Source organism: Pseudomonas sp. LAMO17WK12:I1 (assembly GCF_900177315.1).
Classification (GTDB): domain Bacteria; phylum Pseudomonadota; class Gammaproteobacteria; order Pseudomonadales; family Pseudomonadaceae; genus Aquipseudomonas; species Aquipseudomonas marginalis.
This window is the reverse complement of record NZ_FWZV01000008.1, coordinates 310163-336293: the sequence shown is the minus strand read 5'-3', so window position 1 is coordinate 336293 and position 26131 is coordinate 310163. Positions and strand designations below refer to the sequence as shown.

Below are 26131 nucleotides of genomic sequence, written 5' to 3'. Positions count from 1 at the left end.
AATTTGACTACTCGAAAGAGCATCAGATTGCGGTGTGTGAAGACGCAATGAACCGAAAGTTCGAGATTTCACAAAACACCGACAGCTGTCACATACCCAATTTGCTGAAGCGAGGCCAGCCGGCCACGACTCAGTACCCGAATTTCTTGACGACCATAGAGCATTGGAACCACCTGATCCCATCCCGAACTCAGCAGTGAAACGATGCATCGCCGATGGTAGTGTGGGGTTTCCCCATGTGAGAGTAGGTCATCGTCAAGATTAAATTCCGAAACCCCATTTGCGAGAGCAGATGGGGTTTTGTTTTGGGCGGTCGAAAAGTGCGAAGAGGCGCCTCGGCAGGGCCTTCAGTGCTAAAGTCCGGCCTTTCTATGCAATGACTCTGCGCATGGCTATCATGCGTGCCTCATTGTGAGGCGATACTTGCATGCTGACGTTGTTAGAACTTCTAAAAGATGGCCGATTCCATTCCGGAGAAGCACTTGGCGCAGCCCTGGGCGTTAGTCGCAGTGCAGTCTGGAAGCAACTCCAGCATCTTGAGGCCGAATTGAATCTGTCGGTCCACAAGGTTCGTGGGAGGGGATATCAATTAGCTTCGCCGCTGGTTTTCTTGAGTTCTGAGCAGATTGCACTGCATGCGTCTTCCCTGGTGTGGCCTATCCATATCTACGACTCCATCGACTCGACAAATGCCGAGGCTCTGCGCCTTGTTGAGGTTGAGCGTGCGACGCCGTACCTGGTGCTTGCGGAGCAGCAAACGGCGGGAAGAGGGCGACGTGGTCGAAAGTGGGTCAGCCCGTTCGCTCAGAATGTGTATTACAGCCTCTTATTGCGTATCGAGAATGGTCCGCGACAGCTGGAAGGCCTGAGCCTTGTGGTTGGCTTGGCGGTAATGCAGGCGTTGCGTGAGTCTGGAGTGCGGGGTGCGGCTCTGAAGTGGCCAAACGACGTCCTGGTGGGGCAGAAGAAGATTGCCGGGATTTTGCTGGAGCTCGTAGGGGATCCCGCGGATATTTGCCACGTTGTCCTCGGCATCGGTATTAACGTGAATATGCAGAAGGCTGAAGAGGTTGATCAGCAATGGACGTCAGTGCAGTTGGAGACGGGGTCTCCAGTGGATCGTAACTCTCTGGTGGCGCGCCTGTGCTTGCAGTTGCAAAGCTACTTGGATCGACACAGGGCGCAAGGATTTTCATCGCTTCGGGATGAGTGGGAAAAAGGTCATGCCTGGCAGGGAAAGGCAGTGTCACTCATAGCGGGTGCCAGCCGTGTCGATGGGGTGGTGCTGGGTATCGACGGTCAGGGGGCATTACGTTTAAGTGTCGGTGGTGTTGAAAAAACATACAGTGGTGGTGAGTTAAGCCTGAGGTTGCGTGATGATTCTTGAGCTCGACTGTGGGAATAGCTTCATCAAGTGGCGCGTACTTGATTCGGATCGGGCGACGGCATCTGCAGAAGGTGTCGCTAGTTCGGATGTTGCATTGATTGAAAGTCTGTCAGTGCTGCCTGGTGTGTTATTGACACATTGCCGGTTGGTGAGTGTTCGTGCTCTGGACGAAACAAAAAATCTGGTTGAGGCGCTGGTGGAGGCCTTTGGCGTTGCGGTTTCCTGCGCTGTTTCTGCGCGAGAAATGGCTGGGGTGCGCAACGGTTACGAAGATTTCGAGCGTCTTGGTCTTGATCGCTGGTTAGCAATGCTGGGCGGCTTCAAATTGGCGTCGGGCGCATGCCTGGTGCTTGATTTCGGCACGGCTGCTACTGCAGATTTTGTTGCCGGTGATGGTGAGCATTTAGGTGGCTTCATCTGTCCTGGTATGCCCCTCATGCGTAATCAGCTGCGCACGCATACGCGCAAGATACGTTACGACGATGCAGCTGCCGAGAGAGCCTTGGAGCGCCTATCGCCAGGGCATACGACCGTAGAGGCTGTAGAGCGTGGCTGTACGTTGATGCTCAGAGGGTTTGTGCTGACCCAGCTTGAGCTGGCCAGAAGTTATTGGGGGGATAACTTCACTGTATTCCTGACGGGGGGCGATGCTGATTTGGTGAGGGATGCCGTGCCTCAGGCTCGACTCGTTCCTGATTTGATTTTCATAGGTCTGGCAATGGCGTGCCCTTTATCTTGAGGTGTTTATGCGTTGGTTGTTTTTGCTTTTATTGATCCTGAACGCCTTCTACTACATATGGCATCAGCAAGAGGCGCCGTTGCGTGCTAAAGACGTGACTCCTCTGAGCCTCTATCGGAATACGCAGCAGGATATTCGCCTGCTGAGCGAGTCTTCCGACGCTGTGGTGCGCAAGGATCGGGCTAAGGCATCTGATGCGCAAAATACTTGCTTATACATAGGAGGCTTTGCCGACCAGCGACAGGCGCAATTCCTTGAGCAGCGCCTCACTAGCCTGGATATAAAGGTTAAGGTGCAGCTGCTGAGTGCTCCTGATGCGCAAGGTTACTGGCTTCGAGTTGCCCCGGAAAGCCGACGCCTGGCTGACGACCTGCCCTTTGAAAACCTTGCTAAGGAATTCAATGAGTTAAAACATAAAATAATGCTGTGCGAAGGCATTGCAACTCTCGAATAGTTTGCATAGAATGGCGCCCGCTTCGCAGTGAAGACCTTTAAGGTCTAAGGTGCGAAGCGAAGGTCAATGCAGCTAACCTCATATTTTTAATGAGAAAATGCTTGACAGAAGGCCGGCGTGATGTAGAATGCCGGCTCGCTTAGGAGGGGTTCCCGAGCGGCCAAAGGGATCAGACTGTAAATCTGACGTCTACGACTTCGAAGGTTCGAATCCTTCCCCCTCCACCATTTTAGCGTGAGCTGCAAGCTCCGCGGGTATAGTTTAGTGGTAGAACCTCAGCCTTCCAAGCTGATGATGCGGGTTCGATTCCCGCTACCCGCTCCAAGTTTGCAGGTTGTGCACGGTGTTTCGCTCTTGTAGCTCAGTTGGTAGAGCACACCCTTGGTAAGGGTGAGGTCAGCGGTTCAAATCCGCTCAAGAGCTCCATATAACAAGGCAGATATGAAAATATCTGCCTTTGTTTTAACGGCTGGCTCGGCTTGATGGTGTTCAGATCGCTTGTTGTTGAGTGATTTCAAGTCTTTGGGGGTTGGTTGTTGTAAAGTCTTTTTCGGGTCTGCATAATGGTCGGCCTGATTTTGTTTTAGGTCAGTAGCTCAATTGGCAGAGCGACGGTCTCCAAAACCGTAGGTTGGGGGTTCGATTCCCTCCTGACCTGCCAGATTCACGTGGTGTGTCTGGCTTTCTTTTCACAGGATCTTCATAGATGACTCCTAAGGCTGAAGCTCAAAGCTCTCGTTTCGATCTCGTCAAGTGGCTCGCTGTAGTCGCTTTGGTGGTCGTGGGCGTTGTTGGCAACCAGTACTATTCTGCTTCGCCGATCCTGTACCGCGTTCTCGTTTTGCTCGCCCTTGCTGCTGTAGCTGCCTTTGTAGGCCTGCAGACTGCCAAAGGCAAGTCTTTCGCGGTCCTGGTGAAGGAAGCTCGCACCGAAATTCGTAAAGTCGTTTGGCCAACTCGCCAAGAAACCACGCAGACCACGTTGATTGTTGTGGCTGTTGTTCTGGTTATGGCGTTGCTGTTGTGGGGGCTTGATTCCCTGCTCGGCTGGCTTGTTTCCTTGATTGTTGGCTAAGGGTGTCCCGTGGCTAAGCGTTGGTACGTTGTGCATGCTTACTCGGGTTACGAGAAGCATGTTATGCGCTCTTTGCTGGAGCGCGTAAAGCTGGCAGGCATGGAAGATGGCTTCGGCGAAATTCTGGTTCCCACTGAAGAAGTGGTTGAAATGCGGAATGGTCAGAAGCGCAAGAGTGAGCGCAAGTTCTTTCCTGGCTACGTGCTGGTACAGATGGACATGAACGAAGGTACTTGGCACTTGGTCAAGGACACTCCTCGTGTTATGGGTTTTATCGGCGGTACGGCTGATAAGCCTGCTCCGATCACTGACAAAGAGGCAGAAGCAATTCTGCGTCGTGTCGCCGACGGTAGCGACAAGCCCAAGCCGAAGACGTTGTTCGAGCCGGGTGAGGTTGTTCGTGTCACAGATGGTCCGTTTGCTGATTTCAACGGGACCGTCGAAGAGGTTAACTACGAAAAGAGCCGGATCCAGGTCGCGGTGCTCATTTTCGGTCGCTCTACTCCGGTAGAGTTGGAATTCAGCCAGGTCGAGAAGGTCTAGCTGAGTAAGCATCCCAACCCCGCAGCCTTAGGCTGTGGGGTTTTGTCGTCACTGGGATAAACGCGCAAGTAACCGGGGAGCCTTTCGAGGCGCTTGAACCCGTAATTGGAGTGCCTCATGGCCAAGAAGATTACCGCTTACATCAAGCTGCAAGTGAAGGCCGCTCAGGCCAACCCAAGCCCACCTGTTGGTCCAGCCCTGGGTCAGCACGGCGTGAACATCATGGAATTCTGCAAGGCTTTCAACGCCCGTACTCAGGGTCTTGAGCCAGGTCTGCCGACTCCAGTGATCATCACTGTATACAGCGACCGTAGCTTCACTTTCGAAACCAAGTCGACCCCGGCTTCGGTTCTGCTGAAGAAGGCTGCTGGTCTGACTAGCGGTTCCGCTCGTCCTAACACCGTTAAGGTTGGCACCGTAACTCGTGCTCAGCTGGAAGAAATCGCGAAAACCAAAAACGCGGATCTGACTGCAGCTGATATGGATGCAGCCGTGCGTACCATCGCCGGTTCTGCTCGTAGCATGGGCCTTAACGTGGAGGGTGTGTAATGGCTAAGCTGACCAAGCGCCAAAAGGCTATCGCCGGCAAAATCGAAGCGGGCAAGTCCTACAATTTTGTAGACGCTGCTGCTCTGCTGACCGAGCTGTCGACTGTCAAGTTCAGCGAGTCCGTTGACGTTGCTGTAAACCTGGGTGTTGACCCACGTAAATCTGACCAGGTCGTTCGTAGCGCTACTGTGCTGCCACACGGTACTGGTAAGACTGTTCGTGTAGCTGTCTTCACTCAAGGCCCGGCAGCTGAAGCTGCTCTGGCCGCCGGCGCTGACCGCGTTGGTATGGACGACCTGGCTGCCGAAATGAAAGGCGGCGACCTGAACTACGACGTAGTTATTGCTTCCCCGGACGCAATGCGTGTTGTAGGCCAGTTGGGTCAGATCCTGGGCCCGCGTGGCCTGATGCCTAACCCTAAGGTTGGCACCGTAACGCCAGACGTAGCTACCGCGGTTAAAAACGCCAAGGCTGGTCAGGTTCGTTATCGTACCGACAAAAACGGCATCATTCACACCTCCGTTGGCAAGGTCGGCTTCGACGCCGTCAAGCTGAAGGAGAACGTTGAAGCCCTGATCGCCGATCTGAAGCGTATCAAGCCAGCTTCCTCGAAAGGTATCTACGTCAAGCGCGTTACCCTGAGCACCACCATGGGCCCAGGCCTGGTCATCGACCAAGGCTCGCTGGACGTATAAGACACAAGTTGGCGCAAGCGATTGCGCCAATTGAAAGATTGGGGTCCCTGCCTGGCGGGGGCTATCCAAGACCGTAGGCGACGCAAGTCTTAAACCAACAAGCCTACGCAGATGGTGCTCCCGGTTCCTTACCGAATCAGACACCAAAACGACATCCGGCTCCGGCCAGATGAAACGGTAACAAGCAGGAGTTAAACCCGTGGCAATTAATCTCGAAGACAAGAAGGCCATCGTCGCTGAAGTCAACGAGGCTGCCAAAGCTGCTCTGTCCGCTGTCGTGGCTGATGCCCGTGGTGTGACAGTAGGCGCTATGACCGGACTCCGTAAAGAGGCTCGTGAAGCTGGCGTATACGTACGTGTTGTACGTAACACCCTGCTCAAGCGCGCCGTTGCTGACACTGAATACAGTGTCCTCAACGACGTGTTCACTGGCCCGACTCTGATTGCCTTCTCCAAGGATCATCCAGGCGCTGCTGCCCGTTTGTTCAAAGAGTTCGCTAAGAGTCAGGATAAGTTCGAGATCAAGGCAGCTGCGTTCGAGGGCAAGTTCCTCGCAGCTAACCAAATCGACGTACTGGCAACACTGCCGACCCGCAACGAAGCCATTTCGCAGCTGATGAGCGTGATTCAAGGCGCTACCAGCAAGCTGGCTCGTACTCTGGCTGCAGTTCGCGAGCAAAAAGAAGCTGCCGCAGCCTAAGGCTGAGCAACTTCTCTCGCGTATTTTTGTTTATTTCGATGGCCGCGTAGGCCGTCCCCCAATTCAGGAAATACAGCAATGTCTATCTCCCAAGACGATATCCTCAACGCCGTAGCTGAAATGTCGGTTCTGCAGGTTGTTGAGCTGATCAAAGCTTTCGAAGAAAAATTCGGCGTTTCCGCTGCCGCTGCTTCCGCTGGCCCAGCTGCTGCTGCTGCCGTTGTTGAAGAGCAAACCGAATTCAACGTCATGCTGACCGAAGCTGGCGAGAAGAAAGTAAACGTGATCAAGGCAGTACGTGAACTGACCGGTCTGGGCCTGAAAGAAGCCAAGGCTGTAGTTGACGGCGCTCCTGCCATGGTTCTGGAAGCTGTTGCCAAAGAAGCAGCTGACAAAGCCAAAGCTACTCTGGAAGAAGCAGGCGCTAAAGTCGAGCTGAAGTAAGCATCGACCTTGCGTCTCCAGCCCAAGCGTTAAGCTGAAGGCTGATGGCTGGTGGCTCTTGCCACCGGCCTTTTTCCGTTCTTGGCTGTCGACTCGGTCGCCGCCATTAACGCGCTGTAGCCACCCGATGCGGTGGTGCAAACCATGGGGTTTGCAAGATTTTCTGGCTGCTCCCGTCGGGAGGGCCAAACAAGCAGGTGACCAAGCTGGGGAACGCTGATGGCTTACTCATATACTGAGAAAAAACGTATCCGCAAGGACTTTAGCAAGTTGCCGGACGTCATGGATGTCCCGTACCTTCTGGCTATCCAGCTGGATTCGTATCGTGAATTCTTGCAGGCGGGAGCGACCAAAGATCAGTTCCGCGACGTGGGCCTGCATGCGGCCTTCAAATCCGTTTTCCCGATCATCAGCTACTCCGGCAATGCTGCGCTGGAGTACGTCGGTTATCGCCTGGGCGAACCGGCATTTGATGTCAAAGAATGCGTGTTGCGCGGTGTTACGTACGCCGTACCTTTGCGGGTAAAAGTCCGTCTGATCATTTTCGACAAAGAGTCGTCGAACAAAGCGATCAAGGACATCAAAGAGCAAGAAGTCTACATGGGCGAAATCCCATTGATGACTGAGAACGGTACCTTCGTTATCAACGGTACCGAGCGCGTTATCGTTTCCCAGCTGCACCGTTCCCCGGGCGTGTTCTTCGACCACGACCGCGGCAAGACGCACAGCTCCGGCAAGCTCCTGTACTCCGCGCGGATCATTCCGTACCGCGGTTCGTGGTTGGACTTCGAGTTCGATCCGAAAGACTGCGTGTTCGTGCGTATCGACCGTCGTCGCAAGCTGCCGGCCTCGGTACTGCTGCGCGCGCTCGGCTACACCACTGAGCAAGTCCTGGATGCGTTCTACACCACCAACGTATTCAGCCTGAAGGATGAAACCCTCAAGCTGGAGCTGATCGCTTCGCGTCTGCGTGGTGAAATTGCTGTCCTGGACATTCAGGATGAAAAGGGCAAGGTCATCGTTGAGGCTGGCCGTCGTATCACTGCGCGCCACATCAACCAGATCGAAAAAGCGGGTATCAAAGAGCTGGAAGTTCCCCTGGACTATGTCCTGGGCCGTACTACCGCGAAGGTCATCGTTCACCCGGCTACAGGCGAAATCCTGGCTGAGTGCAACACCGAGCTGAACACCGAGATCCTGGCCAAAATCGCCAAGGCGCAGGTTGTTCGCATCGAGACCCTGTACACCAACGATATCGACTGCGGTCCGTTCGTCTCCGACACCCTGAAGATCGACTCCACCAGCAACCAATTGGAAGCGCTGGTAGAAATCTATCGCATGATGCGTCCTGGCGAGCCACCAACCAAAGACGCTGCAGAAACCCTGTTCAACAACCTGTTCTTCAGCCCTGAGCGCTACGACCTGTCTGCGGTCGGCCGGATGAAGTTCAACCGTCGTATCGGTCGCACCGAGATCGAAGGTTCGGGTGTGCTGTGCAAGGAAGACATCGTTGCGGTCCTGAAGACTCTGGTCGACATCCGTAACGGCAAAGGCATCGTCGATGACATCGACCACCTGGGTAACCGTCGTGTTCGCTGCGTAGGCGAAATGGCCGAGAACCAGTTCCGCGTTGGCCTTGTGCGTGTTGAGCGTGCGGTCAAAGAGCGTCTGTCGATGGCTGAAAGCGAAGGCCTGATGCCGCAAGACCTGATCAACGCCAAGCCAGTGGCTGCGGCGGTGAAAGAGTTCTTCGGTTCCAGCCAGCTCTCGCAGTTCATGGACCAGAACAACCCGCTTTCCGAGATCACCCACAAGCGCCGTGTTTCCGCACTGGGCCCGGGCGGTCTGACCCGTGAGCGTGCTGGCTTTGAAGTGCGTGACGTACACCCGACTCACTACGGTCGTGTATGCCCAATCGAAACGCCGGAAGGCCCGAACATCGGTCTGATCAACTCCCTGGCCGCCTATGCGCGCACCAACCAGTACGGCTTCCTTGAGAGCCCGTACCGTGTGGTGAAAGACGCCCTGGTTACCGACGAGATCGTGTTCCTGTCCGCCATCGAAGAAGCTGATCACGTGATCGCTCAGGCTTCGGCCACGATGAACGACAAGAAGGTCCTGATCGACGAGCTGGTAGCTGTTCGTCACCTGAACGAGTTCACCGTCAAGGCGCCGGAAGACGTCACCTTGATGGACGTATCGCCGAAGCAGGTAGTTTCGGTCGCAGCGTCGCTGATCCCGTTCCTGGAACACGATGACGCCAACCGTGCGTTGATGGGTTCCAACATGCAGCGTCAAGCTGTACCGACCCTGCGTGCCGACAAGCCGCTGGTAGGTACCGGCATGGAGCGTAACGTAGCCCGTGACTCCGGCGTTTGCGTCGTGGCTCGTCGTGGCGGCGTGATCGATTCCGTTGATGCCAGCCGTATCGTGGTTCGTGTTGCTGATGACGAAGTTGAAACCGGTGAAGCCGGTGTCGACATCTACAACCTGACCAAATACACCCGCTCGAACCAGAACACTTGCATCAACCAGCGTCCGCTGGTGCGCAAGGGTGATCGCGTTCAGCGTAGCGACATCATGGCTGACGGTCCGTCCACCGATATGGGTGAATTGGCTCTGGGTCAGAACATGCGCATCGCGTTCATGGCATGGAACGGCTTCAACTTCGAAGACTCCATCTGCCTGTCCGAGCGTGTGGTTCAAGAAGATCGCTTCACCACGATCCACATTCAGGAACTGACCTGTGTGGCGCGTGACACCAAGCTTGGGCCAGAGGAAATCACTGCAGACATCCCGAACGTGGGTGAAGCTGCACTGAACAAGCTGGACGAAGCCGGTATCGTTTACGTAGGTGCTGAGGTGGGTGCGGGCGACATCCTGGTTGGTAAGGTCACTCCGAAAGGCGAGACCCAACTGACTCCGGAAGAGAAGCTGCTGCGTGCCATCTTCGGTGAAAAAGCCAGCGACGTTAAAGACACTTCCCTGCGTGTACCTACCGGTACCAAGGGTACTGTCATCGACGTACAGGTCTTCACCCGTGACGGCGTCGAGCGTGATGCTCGTGCACTGTCCATCGAGAAGACCCAGCTCGACGAGATCCGCAAGGACCTCAACGAAGAGTTCCGTATCGTTGAGGGCGCGACCTTCGAACGTCTGCGTTCCGCCCTGGTAGGCCACAAGGCTGAAGGCGGCGCAGGTCTGAAGAAAGGTCAGGACATCACCGACGAAATCCTCGACGGTCTTGAGCACGGCCAGTGGTTCAAACTGCGCATGGCTGAAGATGCTCTTAATGAGCAGCTCGAGAAGGCCCAGGCCTATATCGTTGATCGTCGCCGTCTGCTGGACGACAAGTTCGAAGACAAGAAGCGCAAACTGCAGCAGGGCGATGACCTGGCTCCAGGCGTGCTGAAAATCGTCAAGGTTTACCTGGCAATCCGTCGCCGCATCCAGCCGGGCGACAAGATGGCCGGTCGTCACGGTAACAAAGGTGTGGTCTCCGTGATCATGCCGGTTGAAGACATGCCGCACGATGCCAATGGCACCCCGGTCGACGTCGTCCTCAACCCGTTGGGCGTACCTTCGCGTATGAACGTTGGTCAGATCCTTGAAACCCACCTTGGCCTCGCGGCCAAAGGTCTGGGCGAGAAGATCAATCGTATGATCGAAGAGCAGCGCAAGGTTGCTGACCTGCGTAAGTTCCTGCACGAGATCTACAACGAGATCGGCGGTCGTAAGGAAGAGCTGGATACCTTCTCCGACCAGGAAATCCTGGATCTGGCGAAGAACCTGCGCGGTGGCGTTCCAATGGCTACCCCGGTGTTCGACGGTGCCAAGGAAAGCGAAATCAAGGCCATGCTGAAACTGGCAGACCTGCCAGAAAGCGGCCAGATGCAGCTGTTCGACGGCCGTACCGGCAACAAGTTCGAGCGCCCGGTTACTGTTGGCTACATGTACATGCTGAAGCTGAACCACTTGGTAGACGACAAGATGCACGCTCGTTCTACCGGTTCGTACAGCCTGGTTACCCAGCAGCCGCTGGGTGGTAAGGCTCAGTTCGGTGGTCAGCGTTTCGGGGAGATGGAGGTCTGGGCACTGGAAGCATACGGTGCTGCTTACACTCTGCAAGAAATGCTCACAGTGAAGTCGGACGATGTGAACGGTCGTACCAAGATGTACAAAAACATCGTGGATGGCGATCACCGTATGGAGCCGGGCATGCCCGAGTCCTTCAACGTGTTGATCAAAGAAATTCGTTCCCTCGGCATCGATATCGATCTGGAAACCGAATAACACGTGACGCGAATCGAGAGCGGGGCTGTTTAGCCCGCTCTCTGCTCCGCCAGGAGGAAAGGCCTTGAAAGACCTACTGAATTTGCTGAAAAACCAGGGTCAAGTCGAAGAGTTCGACGCCATCCGTATTGGATTGGCATCGCCTGAGATGATCCGTTCGTGGTCGTTCGGTGAAGTTAAAAAGCCGGAAACCATCAACTACCGTACGTTCAAACCTGAGCGTGACGGCCTGTTCTGCGCCAAGATCTTTGGCCCGGTAAAGGATTACGAGTGCCTGTGCGGTAAGTACAAGCGCTTGAAGCACCGTGGTGTGATCTGCGAGAAGTGTGGCGTTGAAGTTGCGCTGGCCAAGGTTCGTCGTGAGCGCATGGCGCACATCGAGCTGGCTTCGCCGGTTGCCCATATCTGGTTCCTGAAATCCCTGCCGTCCCGTATCGGCTTGCTGATGGACATGACCCTGCGTGATATCGAACGCGTTCTCTACTTCGAGAGCTATGTCGTTATCGATCCAGGCATGACTACCCTTGAAAAAGGTCAGCTGCTGAACGACGAGCAGTACTTCGAGGCGTTGGAAGAGTTCGGTGATGATTTCGATGCCCGCATGGGTGCCGAAGCTGTCCGCGAACTGCTGCACGCTATCGACCTGGAGCACGAGATTGGTCGTCTGCGCGAAGAAATTCCGCAAACCAACTCCGAAACCAAGATCAAGAAGCTGTCCAAGCGTCTGAAGTTGATGGAAGCCTTCCAGGGTTCCGGCAACCTGCCAGAGTGGATGGTGCTGACCGTTTTGCCGGTTCTGCCGCCAGATCTGCGTCCGCTGGTGCCGTTGGATGGTGGTCGTTTCGCGACTTCCGACCTCAACGACCTGTACCGCCGTGTGATCAACCGTAACAACCGCTTGAAGCGCCTGCTCGATCTGTCCGCTCCGGACATCATCGTGCGCAACGAAAAGCGTATGTTGCAGGAAGCTGTCGATGCCCTGCTCGACAACGGTCGTCGTGGCCGCGCTATCACCGGTTCCAACAAGCGTCCTCTGAAATCCTTGGCTGACATGATCAAGGGTAAGCAAGGTCGTTTCCGTCAGAACTTGCTCGGTAAGCGTGTTGACTACTCTGGTCGTTCGGTAATTACCGTAGGCCCGACCCTGCGTCTGCACCAGTGCGGTCTGCCTAAGAAGATGGCACTTGAACTGTTCAAGCCATTCATCTTCGGCAAGCTGGAAATGCGCGGTCTCGCGACCACCATCAAAGCGGCCAAGAAAATGGTCGAGCGCGAGCTGCCAGAGGTTTGGGACGTTCTCGCTGAAGTGATTCGCGAACACCCTGTTCTCCTCAACCGTGCACCGACCCTTCACCGTCTGGGTATCCAGGCGTTTGAACCGGTACTGATCGAAGGTAAGGCTATCCAGCTGCACCCTCTGGTCTGTGCTGCGTACAACGCCGACTTCGACGGCGACCAAATGGCCGTGCACGTACCGCTGACACTGGAAGCCCAGTTGGAAGCGCGTGCATTGATGATGTCGACCAACAACATTCTGTCGCCAGCCAACGGTGAGCCAATCATCGTTCCGTCGCAGGACGTTGTATTGGGTCTGTACTACATGACCCGTGAGGCGATCAACGCCAAAGGCGAAGGTCGTGTGTTCGCTGACCTGCAGGAAGTTGACCGTGTGTTCCGTGCCGGCGAAGCCGCACTGCACGCCAAGGTCAAGGTGCGCATCAACGAAACGGTCAACGACCGTGATGGCGGCAGCGTGAGCGGCACCCGTATTGTCGACACCACCGTAGGCCGTGCGCTGTTGTACCAGGTTGTGCCAAAAGGCCTGTCGTACGACGTCGTCAACCTGCCGATGAAGAAAAAGGCGATCTCCAAGCTGATCAACCAATGCTATCGCGTGGTTGGTCTGAAAGAGACCGTGATCTTCGCTGACCAGTTGATGTACACCGGTTTTGCCTATTCGACCATTTCCGGCGTTTCCATCGGTGTTAACGACTTCGTTATCCCTGATGAAAAAGCCCGCATCATCAGTGCAGCTACTGATGAAGTGAAAGAGATCGAAAGCCAGTACGCCTCGGGCCTGGTAACACAGGGCGAGAAGTACAACAAAGTGATCGACCTTTGGTCCAAGGCCAACGATGAAGTGTCCAAGGCGATGATGGCCAACCTCTCGAAAGAGAAGGTCATCGACCGTCACGGCGAAGAAGTTGACCAAGAGTCCTTCAACTCGATGTACATGATGGCCGACTCGGGCGCACGGGGTTCTGCTGCGCAGATCCGTCAGCTCGCCGGTATGCGTGGCCTGATGGCCAAGCCGGACGGCTCCATCATCGAAACGCCGATTACTGCGAACTTCCGTGAAGGTTTGAGCGTACTCCAGTACTTCATCTCTACTCACGGTGCTCGGAAAGGTCTGGCGGATACCGCGTTGAAAACCGCTAACTCCGGTTACCTGACGCGTCGTCTGGTAGACGTTGCGCAAGATCTGGTTGTCACCGAGATCGACTGCGGCACCGAGCACGGCCTGCTGATGACTCCGCACATTGAAGGCGGTGACGTTGTAGAGCCGCTGGGTGAGCGCGTACTGGGTCGTGTTATTGCCCGTGACGTATTCAAGCCAGGTACCGAGGAAGTTATCGTTCCTGCCGGCACTCTGGTTGACGAGAAGTGGGTCGAGTTCATCGAACTCAACAGCATCGACGAAGTGATCGTTCGCTCGCCGATCAGCTGCGAAACCCGCTACGGCATTTGCGCCAAGTGCTACGGTCGTGACTTGGCTCGTGGCCACCAGGTGAACATCGGTGAAGCGGTCGGCGTTATTGCCGCCCAGTCCATCGGTGAGCCGGGTACCCAGCTGACCATGCGTACGTTCCACATCGGTGGTGCGGCAAGCCGGACCTCCGCAGCCGACAGCGTTCAGGTGAAGAATGGCGGTACTGTCCGCCTGCACAACCTGAAGCACGTTGAGCGAGTGGATGGTCACCTGGTTGCTGTGTCCCGTTCCGGTGAGCTGGCAATCGCTGATGACTATGGTCGTGAGCGTGAGCGCTACAAGCTGCCGTACGGTGCTGTGATTTCGGTTAAAGAGGGTGACAAGGTCGACGCTGGCGCAATCGTGGCCAAGTGGGATCCGCACACTCACCCAATCGTTACCGAAATGAAAGGTACCGTGACCTACGTGGGCATGGAAGAAGGCATCACGATCAAGCGTCAGACTGACGAATTGACCGGTATGACCAACATTGAAGTACTCGACGCGAAAGATCGTCCAGCTGCCGGTAAGGACATCCGTCCTGCTGTGAAGATGGTCGACGACAACGGCAAGGATCTTTTGCTGCCAGGCACTGACGTAATCGCTCAGTACTTCCTGCCAGCCAACGCCCTGGTCGGTGTAGCGGATGGTGCGAAGATCGCGATCGGTGATGTTATCGCACGTATCCCGCAAGAGACTTCGAAGACCCGTGACATCACCGGTGGTCTGCCGCGTGTTGCCGACTTGTTCGAAGCTCGTCGTCCGAAAGAAGCGTCGATCCTTGCAGAAGTCAGCGGCACCATCGCGTTCGGTAAAGAAACCAAGGGCAAGCGCCGCCTGGTCATTACCCCGAACGACGGTACCGATCCGTACGAAGAGCTGATTCCAAAGTGGCGTCACCTGAACGTGTTCGAAGGCGAACAGGTAAACCGCGGCGAAGTGATCTCCGACGGCCCGAGCGATCCACACGACATCCTGCGTCTGCTGGGTGTGAGTGCGCTGGCCAAGTACATCGTCAACGAGATCCAGGACGTTTACCGCCTGCAAGGCGTGAAGATCAACGATAAGCACATCGAGACCATCCTGCGTCAGATGCTGCGTAAAGTTGAGATCGCTGAATCCGGCGATTCCAGTTTCATCAAGGGCGACCAGATGGAACTGACTCACGTGCTGGTGGAAAACGAGCGTCTGGCTGGCGACGAGAAATTCGTTTCCAAGTTCACTCGCGTACTGCTGGGTATCACCAAGGCGTCGTTGTCCACTGAGTCGTTCATCTCGGCGGCCTCCTTCCAGGAGACCACTCGCGTACTGACCGAAGCAGCGGTAACCGGCAAGCGCGATTACCTGCGCGGCCTGAAAGAGAACGTGGTCGTGGGTCGTCTGATCCCGGCTGGTACCGGTTTGGCTTACCACAGCGAGCGTAAGCGTCGCCGTGATGCTGACAAGCCGTTGCGCGTAAGCGCCAGTGAAGTGGAAGCTGCACTGACCGAAGCACTGAACTCAAGCGGTAACTGAGTTCTGCGGTAAATAAGTCTGGGCCCTGGCAGCCCCATTCGTCGGATCAAGGCAGTTTTGCCCGGGTTCGACGGGAGGGGAGGTCGGGGCCTTGCCTTGACTGGGGGCAAGATCCTCTTTAGACTCTTGTACCCCTAAATTTGGCGGGAATTCGTTCCTGCCATTTTGCTTTTCTTGCAAGACAATAGCGTCGCAAGACAACAGTGGAGCTAGTAGATGGCAACTATCAACCAGCTGGTACGTCAGCCGCGTAAGCGTATCGTCGAGAAATCCGACGTGCCTGCGCTGCAGAACTGCCCGCAACGTCGTGGCGTATGCACCCGTGTGTATACCACCACGCCGAAAAAACCTAACTCGGCACTGCGTAAAGTATGCCGTGTGCGCCTGACCAACGGTTTCGAGGTTTCCTCGTACATCGGCGGTGAAGGCCACAACCTGCAAGAGCACAGCGTGGTACTGATCCGCGGCGGTCGTGTAAAAGACTTGCCAGGTGTTCGTTATCACACCGTACGCGGCTCCTTGGATACTTCCGGCGTTAAAGGTCGTAACCAGGGTCGTTCGAAGTACGGTACCAAGAAGCCTAAGTAGTAGCGGCTTTTTGTAAAACTGAATCATCTTATTTTCTGAGTCGATAAGAGTAAGGTCGGAGGCGTCCCGAAAGGGCACCGATTCCGAGCGAACCTGAAGACCGTTTGAGGGCTTATCCATGCCAAGAAGACGCGTAGCAGCCAAGCGCGAAGTGCTTGACGATCCAAAATACGGAAGCCAAATTCTGGCCAAGTTCATGAACCACGTGATGGAAAGCGGCAAGAAAGCCGTTGCCGAGCGTATCGTTTATGGCGCGCTGGAAAAGGTTAAAGAACGCAAGAACAGCGACCCCCTGGAAATCTTCGAGAAAGCTCTCGACGCCATCGCTCCGCTGGTCGAAGTGAAGTCGCGCCGTGTAGGCGGTGCTACTTACCAGGTTCCGGTCGAAGTTCGTCCGTCCCGTCGTAACGCTCTGGCAATGCGCTGGTTGGTAGACTTCGCCCGTAAGCGCGGCGAGAAGTCTATGGCTCTGCGTTTGGCCGGCGAACTGTTGGACGCTGCTGAAGGTAAAGGTGCTGCTGTTAAGAAGCGTGAAGACGTGCACCGTATGGCTGAAGCTAACAAAGCTTTCTCGCACTACCGCTTCTAATCTTAGCTTCACTAATTTTGCGAGGGCTTTATGGCTCGTACTACTCCGATTAGCCGCTACCGTAACATCGGTATCGTTGCTCACGTGGATGCTGGTAAAACCACCACCACCGAGCGCGTACTGTTTTACACCGGCAAAAGTCACAAAATGGGCGAGGTGCATGATGGCGCCGCGACCACAGACTGGATGGTTCAGGAGCAGGAGCGTGGTATTACCATTACTTCTGCTGCTATTACCGCCTTCTGGAAAGGTTCCGAGAAGCAGTACAAAGATGAGCACCGCTTCAACGTTATCGATACCCCAGGCCACGTAGACTTCACTATTGAAGTTGAACGTTCCCTGCGCGTACTCGACGGCGCTGTCGTTGTGTTCTGCGGTACCTCGGGTGTCGAGCCTCAGTCGGAAACCGTATGGCGTCAAGCCAACAAATACGGCGTTCCACGTCTTGTTTATGTAAACAAGATGGACCGTGCTGGTGCCAACTTCCTGCGCGTGATCGGTCAGATCAAGCAGCGTCTGGGTCACACTCCGGTGCCAATCCAATTGGCTATCGGTTCCGAAGACAACTTCCAGGGTCAGATCGATCTGATCAACATGGAAGCGGTCTACTGGAATGACGCTGACAAGGGTATGGTTCCTGTTCGCAAGCCTATCCCTGCAGAATTGCAGGAACTGGCTGACGAGTGGCGCAACAACATGGTTGAGGCTGCCGCCGAAGCCAGCGAAGAGCTGATGAACAAGTACCTCGAAGGTGAAGAGCTCACCAACGTGGAAATCAAGGCCGCTCTGCGTCAGCGTACTATCGCTGGTGAGATCGTCTTGGCTGTTTGCGGTTCTTCCTTCAAGAACAAGGGTGTTCCCCTGGTTCTCGACGCCGTGATCGACTACCTGCCTGCTCCTACCGACATTCCTGCTATCAAGGGTACCAACCCTGATAATGAGGAAGAAGAGATGGAGCGTCATGCTGACGACAGCGAGCCGTTCTCGGCTCTGGCGTTCAAGATCGCTACCGACCCATTTGTGGGTACTCTGACCTTCGTCCGCGTTTACTCGGGCGTGTTGGCCTCCGGCGACGGCGTGATCAACTCGGTCAAAGGCAAGAAAGAGCGTGTGGGTCGTATGGTGCAAATGCACGCAAACGCCCGTGAAGAGATCAAGGAAGTGCGCGCTGGTGACATCGCGGCCTTGATCGGCATGAAGGACGTCACCACTGGTGAGACTTTGTGCGACGCTGCCAAGCCAATCATCCTGGTTCGCATGGACTTCCCGGAGCCGGTTATTTCGGTTGCCGTAGAGCCTAAGACCAAGGATGACCAGGAAAAAATGGGTATCGCTCTGGGCAAGCTTGCTCAGGAAGATCCATCTTTCCGCGTCAAAACTGATGAAGAGACTGGTCAAACGATCATCTCTGGCATGGGCGAGTTGCACCTGGACATCCTGGTTGACCGGATGCGCCGTGAGTTCAACGTCGAAGCCAACATCGGTAAGCCTCAGGTTTCCTATCGTGAGCGCATCACGAAAAACTGTGAAATCGAAGGCAAGTTCGTTCGTCAGTCCGGCGGTCGTGGTCAGTTCGGTCACTGCTGGATCCGTTTTGCTCCTGCTGACGAAGGTCAGGAAGGTCTGCAATTCGTGAACGAAGTAGTGGGTGGTGTTGTTCCTAAGGAATACATCCCTGCTATCCAGAAGGGTATCGAAGAGCAGATGAAGAACGGTGTTGTTGCCGGCTATCCGCTGATCGGCCTGAAAGCAACCGTTTTTGACGGTTCTTACCACGACGTCGACTCCAACGAGATGGCGTTTAAGGTGGCTGCTTCCATGGCAACCAAGCAACTGGCCCAGAAGGGCGGTGGTGAGTTGCTTGAGCCAATCATGGCGGTAGAAGTTGTTACACCTGAAGACTATATGGGTGATGTCATGGGCGACCTTAACCGTCGTCGCGGCATGATCTTGGGTATGGAAGACACGGTTTCCGGCAAAGTGATTCGCGCCGAGGTTCCGTTGGGTGAGATGTTCGGTTATGCGACCGACGTTCGCTCCATGTCCCAGGGTCGCGCAAGCTACTCTATGGAATTCAAAAAATACAACACAGCTCCGGCGCACATCGCTGAAACTGTATCCAAAAAACAAGGCTGATTCAGTCCTTTAGGCAAGGAGTTAATTGTCGTGGCTAAAGAAAAATTTGATCGTTCCCTACCGCACGTCAACGTTGGCACTATCGGTCACGTTGACCACGGTAAAACCACTCTGACCGCAGCTCTGACTCGCGTCTGCTCCGAGGTTTTCGGTTCTGCAGTCGTTGATTTCGATAAAATCGACAGCGCTCCAGAAGAAAAAGCTCGTGGTATCACCATCAACACCGCGCACGTCGAGTACAACTCGAAGATCCGTCACTACGCTCACGTTGACTGCCCAGGTCACGCTGACTATGTGAAGAACATGATCACTGGTGCTGCCCAGATGGACGGCGCGATCCTGGTTTGCTCGGCCGCTGATGGTCCGATGCCACAAACCCGTGAGCACATCCTGCTGTCCCGTCAGGTAGGCGTTCCGTACATCGTGGTTTTCCTGAACAAGGCTGACCTGGTAGACGACGCTGAGCTGCTGGAACTGGTTGAGATGGAAGTGCGCGATCTGCTGAGCACTTACGACTTCCCAGGCGACGACACTCCGATCATCATCGGTTCTGCTCGTATGGCGCTGGAAGGCAAAGACGATAACGAAATGGGCACCACTGCCGTTCGTAAACTGGTTGAAACCCTGGACAGCTACATCCCAGAACCAGTTCGTCTGACTGACAAGCCGTTCCTGATGCCAATCGAAGACGTATTCTCGATCTCCGGTCGTGGTACTGTTGTGACTGGTCGTATCGAGCGCGGTATCGTTCGCGTTCAAGATGCGCTGGAAATCGTTGGTCTGCGTGACACTACCAACACTGTCTGCACTGGTGTTGAAATGTTCCGCAAGCTGCTCGACGAAGGTCGTGCTGGCGAGAACTGCGGCGTTCTGCTGCGTGGTACCAAGCGTGACGACGTTGAGCGTGGCCAGGTTCTGGTTAAGCCAGGTTCGGTTAAGCCGCACACCAAGTTCACCGCAGAAGTTTACGTTCTGAGCAAGGAAGAAGGCGGTCGTCACACTCCGTTCTTCAAAGGCTACCGTCCACAGTTCTACTTCCGTACTACTGACGTGACTGGTAACTGCCAGCTGCCAGAAGGCGTTGAAATGGTAATGCCAGGCGATAACATCCAAATGGAAGTTACCCTGATCAAGACCATCGCAATGGAAGACGGTCTGCGCTTCGCTATCCGTGAAGGCGGCCGTACCGTTGGTGCTGGTGTTGTAGCTAAAATCATCGAGTAAACGTCTCTTCTGAGATAGTTTCGATGCTTTGAAAAGCCCCCGCTCAGCGGGGGCTTTTTTATTGGGTTGACACCTATCTAGGGCGTCTATAGAATTGCGCCTCCTTTTAACGGGCGTATTGCGCTCGCTGGGAATAGCAGCCGGAGTCTGAAATCCAATGCAAAATCAGCAAATCCGTATCAGGTTGAAGGCTTTTGACCATCGCCTGATCGACCAATCCACCCAGGAAATCGTGGAAACCGCGAAACGTACTGGTGCTCAAGTGCGTGGTCCAATTCCACTGCCTACCCGTAAAGAGCGGTTCACCGTTCTGGTCTCCCCGCACGTCAACAAAGACGCGCGTGACCAGTACGAGATCCGTACTCATAAGCGCGTACTGGACATCGTCCAGCCAACGGATAAAACCGTTGATGCTCTTATGAAGCTCGATCTGGCGGCCGGTGTGGAAGTACAGATCAGCCTCGGCTAAGACTTGGGTCTTAGTCGTGTAACGCTCTGAAATGGGCGGCCATAGCGGGTGAAAGCCCCGTACACTCATGAGGTTTACAACATGACTATTGGTGTAGTCGGTCGTAAATGCGGTATGACCCGTATTTTCACCGAAGAAGGTGTCTCCATTCCGGTTACGGTCATTGAGATCGAGCCGAATCGCGTCACCCAGTTCAAAACTGAAGAAACCGATGGCTATCGTGCAGTGCAAGTCACTGTCGGCGAGCGTCGCGCTTCGCGTGTGACTGCTGCTCAAGCAGGTCACTTCGCTAAAGCAAACGTTGCAGCTGGTCGTACTGTCATGGAGTTCCGTCTTGAAGAAGGCGACTACCAGGCTGGCGATCTGATCAACGCTGAAATCTTCGCCGCTGGTCAACTGGTTGATGTAACCGGTCAGTCCAAGGGTAAAGGCTTCCAGGGTACGATCAAGCGTTGGAATTTCCGTGGTCAAGACAACACTCACGGTAACTCCGTTTCCCACCGCGTCCCGGGCTCTATTGGCCAGTGCCAGACTCCTGGTCGTGTATTCAAGGGCAAAAAAATGTCCGGTCATATGGGCGCTGAGCGCGTGACCGTGCAGTCCCTCGAAGTAGTGCGCGTCGACGCTGAACGCAATCTGTTGTTGGTCAAGGGTGCTGTTCCTGGCGCTACTGGCGGCAACCTGGTTGTACGTCCAGCGGCCAAGGCTCGCGGTTAAGGGGAAGCTGACATGCAATTAAATGTAAATGACGCTCAAGCGATCGAAGTTTCCGAACTGACATTTGGCGGCGAATTCAACGAGACGCTGGTTCACCAAGCAGTCGTGGCCTACATGGCCGGCGGCCGTCAAGGTAGCAAGCAGCAAAAGACCCGTTCCGACGTTCGTGGTGGCGGTAAGCGCCCTTGGCGTCAGAAAGGTACTGGCCGTGCTCGTGCCGGTACTATCCGTAGCCCAATCTGGCGCGGCGGCGGTACCACTTTCGCAGCTCGTCCGCAGGATCACTCTCAGAAGCTCAACAAGAAGATGTATCGCGCAGCACTGCGCTCCATCCTTGCTGAACTCGTGCGTACTGATCGCCTGGTCGTGGTTCAGGACTTCGCTGTTGAAAGTCCAAAAACCAAAGATCTGCTGGGCAAACTGAACAACATGAGCCTGACCGACGTTTTGATCGTGTCTGAAGCTGTTGATCAGAACCTGTACCTGGCTGCTCGTAACCTGCCACACGTTGATGTACGTGACGTGCAAGGTTCCGATCCAGTTAGTCTGATCGCATACGACAAGGTGTTGATCACCGTGTCGGCCGTGAAGAAATTCGAGGAGCTGCTGGGATGAACCAGGAACGCGTATTTAAAGTTCTGCTTGGCCCGCACGTTTCCGAAAAGGCTACGGTTCTGGCTGACAAGAAAGGCCAGTTCGTTTTCAAGGTTGCAACTGACGCAACCAAGCTGGAAATCAAGAAGGCCGTCGAAAGCCTGTTCAGCGTGAAAGTTGAGCGTGTTACTACCCTGAATGTTCTGGGTAAGAGCAAGCGCACTGCTCGCGGTCTGGGCAAGCGTAATGACTGGAAGAAGGCAGTTATCTCCCTTCAGCCAGGCCAAGATCTCGATTTCAGCAGCAGTGCTGAGTAAGGAAGGGGTGCATCATGGCAATCGTTAAATGCAAACCGACTTCCCCTGGCCGCCGTTTTGTGGTCAAGGTGGTCAACCAGGAGCTGCATAAAGGCGCTCCTCACGCACCGCTGCTCGAGAAGAAATCGAAGACTGGTGGTCGTAACAACAATGGTCGTATTACCACTCGTCACATTGGTGGTGGCCATAAGCAGCATTATCGTCTGGTCGATTTCCGTCGCAACGACAAAGATGGCATCGCTGCCACTGTCGAGCGTATCGAATACGATCCAAACCGTACTGCTCACATCGCTCTGCTGCTGTACGCAGATGGCGAGCGTCGCTACATCATCGCGCCTAAAGGCGTGAGTGCTGGCGACCAGCTGATCGCAGGTGCCCTGGCACCGATCAAGCCGGGCAACGCTCTGCAGCTGCGTAACATTCCAGTTGGTAGCACCGTGCACGGCATCGAATTGAAGCCAGGTAAAGGCGCGCAAATCGCTCGTTCCGCTGGTGCTTCGGCTCAGCTGATCGCTCGTGAAGGTGTCTACGTGACCCTGCGTCTGCGTTCTGGTGAGATGCGTAAAGTGCTGGCTGAATGCCGCGCGACCCTGGGTGAAGTCTCGAACTCCGAGCACAGCCTGCGTTCGCTGGGTAAAGCTGGTGCCAAACGCTGGCGTGGCGTTCGCCCAACCGTTCGTGGTGTTGCCATGAACCCGGTTGACCACCCACACGGTGGTGGTGAAGGTCGTACCTCTGGTGGTCGTCATCCGGTATCGCCATGGGGCTTCCCGACTAAGGGCGCGAAGACTCGTGGTAATAAGCGTACCGACAAAATGATCGTCCGTCGTCGCAAGTAAATAGAGGGATACGACAGTGCCACGTTCTCTGAAAAAAGGTCCTTTTATTGATCTTCACCTACTGAAGAAGATCGAAGTGGCGGCGGAAAAGAACGATCGCAAACCAGTTAAGACCTGGTCGCGTCGTTCGATGATCCTGCCACAAATGGTCGGTCTGACCATCGCTGTACACAACGGTCGTCTGCACGTCCCAGTTCTCGTTAACGAAGACATGGTCGGCCACAAACTAGGCGAGTTTGCCGGTACCCGCACTTATCGTGGGCACGTGGCAGACAAGAAAGCCAAGCGTTAAGGGGTAAGGAAATGGAAGTAGCCGCTAAGTTGTCGGGCGCTCGAATCTCCGCCCAGAAAGCCCGCTTGGTCGCCGACCAGATCCGCGGGAAGAAGGTGGGCGAAGCGCTCAACCTGTTGGCTTTCAGCAGTAAGAAAGCCGCCGAGATCATGAAGAAAGTGCTGGAGTCGGCCGTAGCCAACGCCGAGCATAACGAAGGCGCAGACGTTGATGACCTGAAGGTCAGCACCGTTTTCGTCAACGAAGGGCGTTCGCTGAAGCGCATCATGCCACGTGCCAAAGGCCGTGCTGATCGCATCGTCAAGCGGTCTTGCCATATCACTGTCAAGGTTGCTGACAAGTAACGGAGTCGAAGAGATGGGTCAGAAAGTACATCCCATTGGCATTCGCCTGGGAATCGTCAAGGAGCACACCTCCGTCTGGTACGCAGACGGTCGGACTTATGCGGACTATTTGTTCGCTGATCTGAAGGTGCGTGAGTATCTCCAAGACAAACTAAAAAGCGCGTCCGTAAGCCGTATCGATATCCATCGTCCGGCGCAAACTGCACGTATCACCATCCACACCGCTCGTCCAGGTATCGTTATCGGGAAGAAAGGTGAAGATGTTGAGAAACTGCGTCAGGACCTGACCAAGCAAATGGGTGTGCCTGTGCACATCAATATCGAAGAGATCCGCAAGCCGGAGCTCGACGGTATGCTGGTTGCGCAGAGCGTAGCTCAGCAGCTGGAGCGTCGCGTAATGTTCCGTCGCGCTATGAAGCGCGCCGTACAGAACGCCATGCGCATTGGTGCCAAAGGCATCAAAATCCAAGTGAGCGGTCGTCTCGGCGGTGCTGAAATCGCACGTACTGAATGGTATCGCGAAGGTCGTGTGCCACTGCACACCCTGCGTGCCGACATCGACTATGCCAACTACGAAGCTCACACCACTTACGGTGTGATCGGTGTAAAGGTTTGGATCTTCAAAGGCGAAGTAATTGGTGGTCGCCAAGAAGAACTGAAACCACAAGCACCAGCGCCTCGTAAAAAAGCTGCTAAGTAAGGGGTACGCCAAATGTTGCAACCAAAGCGTACGAAGTTCCGCAAGCAGATGACAGGCCACAACCGTGGTCTGGCTCAGCGCGGTAGCAAAGTCAGCTTCGGCGAGTTCGCGCTGAAGTCTGTAGCTCGTGGTCGTCTCACCGCTCGTCAGATCGAGTCAGCGCGTCGTGCACTGACCCGTCACGTTAAACGTGGCGGCAAGATCTGGATCCGTGTATTCCCGGACAAGCCGATCTCCAAAAAGCCTCTCGAGGTTCGGATGGGTAAAGGTAAGGGTAACGTGGAATACTGGGTAGCCCAGATTCAGCCAGGCAAAGTCCTGTATGAAATCGAGGGTGTAACTGAAGAGCTGGCGCGTGAGGCTTTTGCCCTGGCTGCTGCAAAGCTGCCGCTCGCCACCGCCTTTGTTAAACGGACGGTGATGTGATGAAAGCGAATGAACTTCGTGAAAAATCCGCACAGCAGCTGAACGAGCAACTGCTCGGCCTGCTGCGCGACCAGTTCAATCTGCGCATGCAGAAAGCAACTGGCCAGTTGGGGCAGTCTCATCTGCTCTCGCAAGTTAAGCGTGACATCGCTCGCGTGAAGACTGTGCTCAACCAGCAGGCAGGTAAGTGATCATGGCTGAAGCCGAAAAGACTGTCCGTACGCTGACTGGCCGTGTTGTCAGCGACAAGATGGACAAAACCATCACCGTTTTGATCGAGCGTCGCGTTAAGCACCCGATCTACGGTAAATATGTTAAGCGTTCGACTAAGCTGCACGCGCACGACGAAACCAATCAGTGCCACATCGGCGACAAAGTCACTATTCGTGAAACTCGTCCGCTGGCCAAGACCAAGTCTTGGGCATTGGTTGATGTTCTCGAACGCGCTGTGGAAGTCTAAGGACTAGGGGTCGGAGAAATTATATGATTCAGACTCAATCCATGCTCGATGTGGCCGATAACAGCGGCGCTCGCCGTGTTATGTGCATCAAGGTGCTGGGTGGCTCCCATCGTCGTTACGCTGGTATCGGTGACATCATCAAGGTTACCGTCAAGGAAGCAATTCCTCGCGGTAAAGTGAAAAAAGGCCAAGTGATGACTGCTGTTGTAGTCCGCACTCGTCACGGCGTACGTCGTGCAGATGGCTCCATTATCCGCTTTGATGGCAACGCTGCTGTTCTTCTGAACAACAAGCAAGAGCCGATCGGCACCCGTATCTTTGGGCCAGTGACCCGTGAACTTCGTACTGAGAAGTTCATGAAGATCGTCTCGCTCGCCCCAGAAGTGCTGTAAGGAGATCCGACATGCAAAAGATTCGTCGTGACGACGAGATCATCGTGATCGCCGGCAAAGACAAAGGTAAGCGCGGTAAGGTGCTTAAGGTTCTCGCTAATAACCGTCTGGTTATCGGTGGTCTGAACCTGGTCAAGCGTCATACCAAGCCTAACCCGATGTCGGGCGTGCAGGGCGGTATCGTCGAGAAAGAAGCTCCGCTGGACGCTTCTAACGTCGCCATCTTCAACGGCGAAACCAACAAGGCTGACCGCGTTGGTTTCAAAGTAGAAGACGGTAAGAAAATTCGTGTCTTCAAGTCGACCCAAAAAGCGGTTGATGCTTGAACACTGCTAGGTAGATTAGACCATGGCACGACTACAAGAGATTTACCGGAAGGAAATCGCCCCTAAGCTTAAGGAAGAACTTAAGCTTGGGAACGTGATGGAAGTTCCGCGCGTTACCAAAATCACCCTGAACATGGGTCTGGGCGAAGCGATCGGTGACAAAAAAGTCATCGAGCACGCTGTTGCTGACCTGGAAAAGATCACCGGCCAGAAAGTCGTTGTGACCTACGCTCGCAAATCCATCGCTGGCTTTAAAGTCCGTGAAGGTTGGCCGATCGGCGTCAAAGTGACTCTGCGCCGTGAGCGTATGTACGAATTCCTGGATCGTCTGCTGTCGATCTCCCTGCCTCGGGTTCGCGACTTCCGCGGCCTGAATGCCAAGTCCTTCGATGGTCGTGGTAACTACAGCATGGGCGTGAAAGAGCAGATCATCTTCCCGGAAATCGACTACGACAAGATCGATGCTCTCCGCGGTCTGGACATCACCCTGACCACCACTGCCAAGAACGATGATGAAGGTCGCGCCCTGTTGCGTGCTTTCAAATTCCCGTTCCGCAACTGATTGGAGTAGGACC

At 54.9% G+C, this 26131-nt stretch carries 29 protein-coding genes, 4 tRNA genes and 1 rRNA gene; all 34 read left to right on the top strand.

Translation table 11 applies throughout. The annotated features are described in order from the left end of the window. Window positions 1-145 precede the first annotated feature (145 nt). Window positions 146-261, top strand: a 5S ribosomal RNA gene (gene rrf, locus B9N88_RS17925). 166 nt (window positions 262-427) lie between these two features. Further along, window positions 428-1387 carry a bifunctional biotin--[acetyl-CoA-carboxylase] ligase/biotin operon repressor BirA gene (gene birA, locus B9N88_RS17920; RefSeq protein WP_027605159.1) on the top strand — a complete coding sequence of 320 codons (960 nt, stop codon included), beginning with the start codon at window positions 428-430 and terminating at the stop codon, window positions 1385-1387. Then, window positions 1377-2126 carry a pantothenate kinase gene (locus B9N88_RS17915; RefSeq protein WP_027605160.1) on the top strand — a complete coding sequence of 250 codons (750 nt, stop codon included), beginning with the start codon at window positions 1377-1379 and terminating at the stop codon, window positions 2124-2126. The genes birA and B9N88_RS17915 overlap by 11 nt, the downstream gene beginning before the upstream one ends. 7 nt (window positions 2127-2133) lie before the next feature. Continuing rightward, window positions 2134-2580, top strand: a complete 447-nt coding sequence (locus tag B9N88_RS17910; RefSeq protein ID WP_027605161.1) for a hypothetical protein — start codon at window positions 2134-2136, stop codon at window positions 2578-2580. Window positions 2581-2722: 142 nt separating this feature from the next. Next, window positions 2723-2807, top strand: a tRNA-Tyr gene (locus B9N88_RS17905). Between the two features lie 23 nt (window positions 2808-2830). Further along, window positions 2831-2904: transfer RNA gene (locus B9N88_RS17900), tRNA-Gly, on the top strand. Window positions 2905-2930: 26 nt separating this feature from the next. Then, window positions 2931-3006 (top strand) — tRNA-Thr (locus B9N88_RS17895). A gap of 159 nt (window positions 3007-3165) precedes the next feature. After that, window positions 3166-3241: transfer RNA gene (locus B9N88_RS17890), tRNA-Trp, on the top strand. Window positions 3242-3286: 45 nt separating this feature from the next. Continuing rightward, a complete protein-coding gene (gene secE, locus B9N88_RS17885) occupies window positions 3287-3655 on the top strand; it encodes a preprotein translocase subunit SecE (RefSeq protein ID WP_027605162.1) in 369 nt (122 codons plus the stop codon). A gap of 9 nt (window positions 3656-3664) precedes the next feature. Beyond that, window positions 3665-4198, top strand: a complete 534-nt coding sequence (gene nusG, locus B9N88_RS17880) for a transcription termination/antitermination protein NusG (protein ID WP_003176436.1) — start codon at window positions 3665-3667, stop codon at window positions 4196-4198. Between the two features lie 117 nt (window positions 4199-4315). Beyond that, on the top strand, window positions 4316-4747 hold the full coding sequence (gene rplK, locus B9N88_RS17875) for a 50S ribosomal protein L11 (protein WP_003176435.1): 432 nt from the start codon (window positions 4316-4318) through the stop codon (window positions 4745-4747). After that, complete coding sequence (gene rplA, locus B9N88_RS17870; RefSeq protein ID WP_003176434.1) at window positions 4747-5442, top strand: 50S ribosomal protein L1; 696 nt, start codon at window positions 4747-4749, stop codon at window positions 5440-5442. The genes rplK and rplA overlap by 1 nt, the downstream gene beginning before the upstream one ends. A gap of 199 nt (window positions 5443-5641) precedes the next feature. Further along, window positions 5642-6142, top strand: coding sequence for a 50S ribosomal protein L10 (rplJ, locus tag B9N88_RS17865; protein WP_003176433.1), 501 nt, complete (start codon window positions 5642-5644; stop codon window positions 6140-6142). A 78-nt stretch (window positions 6143-6220) separates the two neighbouring features. Then, entirely contained in the window at window positions 6221-6586 is a 366-nt protein-coding gene (gene rplL / locus B9N88_RS17860; protein WP_027605163.1) for a 50S ribosomal protein L7/L12, read from the top strand. Window positions 6587-6805: 219 nt separating this feature from the next. Beyond that, the gene (gene rpoB / locus B9N88_RS17855; RefSeq protein WP_027605164.1) at window positions 6806-10879 is read left to right on the top strand and encodes a DNA-directed RNA polymerase subunit beta; all 4074 of its coding nucleotides are present in this window, start codon (window positions 6806-6808) and stop codon (window positions 10877-10879) included. Window positions 10880-10943: 64 nt separating this feature from the next. After that, entirely contained in the window at window positions 10944-15143 is a 4200-nt protein-coding gene (rpoC, locus tag B9N88_RS17850; protein WP_027605165.1) for a DNA-directed RNA polymerase subunit beta', read from the top strand. A gap of 216 nt (window positions 15144-15359) precedes the next feature. Next, window positions 15360-15731: a 30S ribosomal protein S12 gene (rpsL, locus tag B9N88_RS17845; protein WP_002555494.1), complete on the top strand. Its 372-nt coding sequence runs from the start codon at window positions 15360-15362 to the stop codon at window positions 15729-15731. Between the two features lie 118 nt (window positions 15732-15849). Beyond that, a complete protein-coding gene (gene rpsG, locus B9N88_RS17840; protein ID WP_002555493.1) occupies window positions 15850-16320 on the top strand; it encodes a 30S ribosomal protein S7 in 471 nt (156 codons plus the stop codon). 30 nt (window positions 16321-16350) lie between these two features. Continuing rightward, complete coding sequence (gene fusA / locus B9N88_RS17835; RefSeq protein WP_003210087.1) at window positions 16351-18456, top strand: elongation factor G; 2106 nt, start codon at window positions 16351-16353, stop codon at window positions 18454-18456. 30 nt (window positions 18457-18486) lie between these two features. Beyond that, a complete protein-coding gene (gene tuf / locus B9N88_RS17830; protein WP_027605166.1) occupies window positions 18487-19680 on the top strand; it encodes an elongation factor Tu in 1194 nt (397 codons plus the stop codon). Window positions 19681-19837: 157 nt separating this feature from the next. Next, the gene (gene rpsJ / locus B9N88_RS17825; RefSeq protein ID WP_003186070.1) at window positions 19838-20149 is read left to right on the top strand and encodes a 30S ribosomal protein S10; all 312 of its coding nucleotides are present in this window, start codon (window positions 19838-19840) and stop codon (window positions 20147-20149) included. 81 nt (window positions 20150-20230) lie between these two features. Continuing rightward, on the top strand, window positions 20231-20866 hold the full coding sequence (gene rplC, locus B9N88_RS17820) for a 50S ribosomal protein L3 (protein WP_007253310.1): 636 nt from the start codon (window positions 20231-20233) through the stop codon (window positions 20864-20866). 12 nt (window positions 20867-20878) lie between these two features. Further along, on the top strand, window positions 20879-21481 hold the full coding sequence (gene rplD / locus B9N88_RS17815) for a 50S ribosomal protein L4 (RefSeq protein WP_003176424.1): 603 nt from the start codon (window positions 20879-20881) through the stop codon (window positions 21479-21481). Next, a complete protein-coding gene (gene rplW / locus B9N88_RS17810) occupies window positions 21478-21777 on the top strand; it encodes a 50S ribosomal protein L23 (RefSeq protein WP_002555488.1) in 300 nt (99 codons plus the stop codon). Before rplD ends, rplW begins: the two co-directional genes overlap by 4 nt. A 14-nt stretch (window positions 21778-21791) precedes the next feature. Then, the gene (gene rplB / locus B9N88_RS17805; RefSeq protein ID WP_003210080.1) at window positions 21792-22616 is read left to right on the top strand and encodes a 50S ribosomal protein L2; all 825 of its coding nucleotides are present in this window, start codon (window positions 21792-21794) and stop codon (window positions 22614-22616) included. A gap of 16 nt (window positions 22617-22632) precedes the next feature. Continuing rightward, on the top strand, window positions 22633-22908 hold the full coding sequence (rpsS, locus tag B9N88_RS17800; protein ID WP_003232420.1) for a 30S ribosomal protein S19: 276 nt from the start codon (window positions 22633-22635) through the stop codon (window positions 22906-22908). Window positions 22909-22919: 11 nt separating this feature from the next. Further along, window positions 22920-23252 (top strand): 50S ribosomal protein L22, encoded by a 333-nt coding sequence (gene rplV, locus B9N88_RS17795; RefSeq protein ID WP_003103908.1) that lies wholly within the window; start codon window positions 22920-22922, stop codon window positions 23250-23252. 13 nt (window positions 23253-23265) lie between these two features. Then, complete coding sequence (gene rpsC / locus B9N88_RS17790; protein WP_003176422.1) at window positions 23266-23952, top strand: 30S ribosomal protein S3; 687 nt, start codon at window positions 23266-23268, stop codon at window positions 23950-23952. A 12-nt stretch (window positions 23953-23964) separates the two neighbouring features. Then, window positions 23965-24378, top strand: coding sequence for a 50S ribosomal protein L16 (rplP, locus tag B9N88_RS17785; protein WP_003232424.1), 414 nt, complete (start codon window positions 23965-23967; stop codon window positions 24376-24378). After that, complete coding sequence (gene rpmC / locus B9N88_RS17780; RefSeq protein ID WP_002555481.1) at window positions 24378-24569, top strand: 50S ribosomal protein L29; 192 nt, start codon at window positions 24378-24380, stop codon at window positions 24567-24569. Before rplP ends, rpmC begins: the two co-directional genes overlap by 1 nt. A 2-nt stretch (window positions 24570-24571) precedes the next feature. After that, on the top strand, window positions 24572-24838 hold the full coding sequence (rpsQ, locus tag B9N88_RS17775) for a 30S ribosomal protein S17 (protein ID WP_003176419.1): 267 nt from the start codon (window positions 24572-24574) through the stop codon (window positions 24836-24838). 23 nt (window positions 24839-24861) lie between these two features. Continuing rightward, complete coding sequence (rplN, locus tag B9N88_RS17770) at window positions 24862-25230, top strand: 50S ribosomal protein L14 (protein WP_002555479.1); 369 nt, start codon at window positions 24862-24864, stop codon at window positions 25228-25230. A gap of 11 nt (window positions 25231-25241) precedes the next feature. Beyond that, complete coding sequence (rplX, locus tag B9N88_RS17765; RefSeq protein WP_003176416.1) at window positions 25242-25556, top strand: 50S ribosomal protein L24; 315 nt, start codon at window positions 25242-25244, stop codon at window positions 25554-25556. Window positions 25557-25578: 22 nt separating this feature from the next. Further along, the gene (gene rplE, locus B9N88_RS17760; RefSeq protein ID WP_003194642.1) at window positions 25579-26118 is read left to right on the top strand and encodes a 50S ribosomal protein L5; all 540 of its coding nucleotides are present in this window, start codon (window positions 25579-25581) and stop codon (window positions 26116-26118) included. The last annotated feature ends 13 nt before the right edge of the window (window positions 26119-26131 follow it).

Bases quoted from the DNA above. Each gene is read 5' to 3' on its own strand.
- B9N88_RS17915 (WP_027605160.1), top strand. From the start codon at position 1,377: ATGATTCTTGAGCTCGACTGTGGGAATAGCTTCATCAAGTGGCGCGTA.
- rpsC (WP_003176422.1), top strand. From the start codon at position 23,266: ATGGGTCAGAAAGTACATCCCATTGGCATTCGCCTGGGAATCGTCAAG.
- birA (WP_027605159.1), top strand. From the start codon at position 428: ATGCTGACGTTGTTAGAACTTCTAAAAGATGGCCGATTCCATTCCGGA.
- rplA (WP_003176434.1), top strand. From the start codon at position 4,747: ATGGCTAAGCTGACCAAGCGCCAAAAGGCTATCGCCGGCAAAATCGAA.
- rpsQ (WP_003176419.1), top strand. From the start codon at position 24,572: ATGGCTGAAGCCGAAAAGACTGTCCGTACGCTGACTGGCCGTGTTGTC.
- rplP (WP_003232424.1), top strand. From the start codon at position 23,965: ATGTTGCAACCAAAGCGTACGAAGTTCCGCAAGCAGATGACAGGCCAC.
- rplC (WP_007253310.1), top strand. From the start codon at position 20,231: ATGACTATTGGTGTAGTCGGTCGTAAATGCGGTATGACCCGTATTTTC.
- rplB (WP_003210080.1), top strand. From the start codon at position 21,792: ATGGCAATCGTTAAATGCAAACCGACTTCCCCTGGCCGCCGTTTTGTG.
- fusA (WP_003210087.1), top strand. From the start codon at position 16,351: ATGGCTCGTACTACTCCGATTAGCCGCTACCGTAACATCGGTATCGTT.
- secE (WP_027605162.1), top strand. From the start codon at position 3,287: ATGACTCCTAAGGCTGAAGCTCAAAGCTCTCGTTTCGATCTCGTCAAG.
- rpsL (WP_002555494.1), top strand. From the start codon at position 15,360: ATGGCAACTATCAACCAGCTGGTACGTCAGCCGCGTAAGCGTATCGTC.
- rplK (WP_003176435.1), top strand. From the start codon at position 4,316: ATGGCCAAGAAGATTACCGCTTACATCAAGCTGCAAGTGAAGGCCGCT.
- rplN (WP_002555479.1), top strand. From the start codon at position 24,862: ATGATTCAGACTCAATCCATGCTCGATGTGGCCGATAACAGCGGCGCT.
- rplE (WP_003194642.1), top strand. From the start codon at position 25,579: ATGGCACGACTACAAGAGATTTACCGGAAGGAAATCGCCCCTAAGCTT.
- rpsG (WP_002555493.1), top strand. From the start codon at position 15,850: ATGCCAAGAAGACGCGTAGCAGCCAAGCGCGAAGTGCTTGACGATCCA.
- rplL (WP_027605163.1), top strand. From the start codon at position 6,221: ATGTCTATCTCCCAAGACGATATCCTCAACGCCGTAGCTGAAATGTCG.
- B9N88_RS17910 (WP_027605161.1), top strand. From the start codon at position 2,134: ATGCGTTGGTTGTTTTTGCTTTTATTGATCCTGAACGCCTTCTACTAC.
- rplW (WP_002555488.1), top strand. From the start codon at position 21,478: ATGAACCAGGAACGCGTATTTAAAGTTCTGCTTGGCCCGCACGTTTCC.
- rpoB (WP_027605164.1), top strand. From the start codon at position 6,806: ATGGCTTACTCATATACTGAGAAAAAACGTATCCGCAAGGACTTTAGC.
- rplD (WP_003176424.1), top strand. From the start codon at position 20,879: ATGCAATTAAATGTAAATGACGCTCAAGCGATCGAAGTTTCCGAACTG.
- rplV (WP_003103908.1), top strand. From the start codon at position 22,920: ATGGAAGTAGCCGCTAAGTTGTCGGGCGCTCGAATCTCCGCCCAGAAA.
- rpsJ (WP_003186070.1), top strand. From the start codon at position 19,838: ATGCAAAATCAGCAAATCCGTATCAGGTTGAAGGCTTTTGACCATCGC.
- rpmC (WP_002555481.1), top strand. From the start codon at position 24,378: ATGAAAGCGAATGAACTTCGTGAAAAATCCGCACAGCAGCTGAACGAG.
- rplX (WP_003176416.1), top strand. From the start codon at position 25,242: ATGCAAAAGATTCGTCGTGACGACGAGATCATCGTGATCGCCGGCAAA.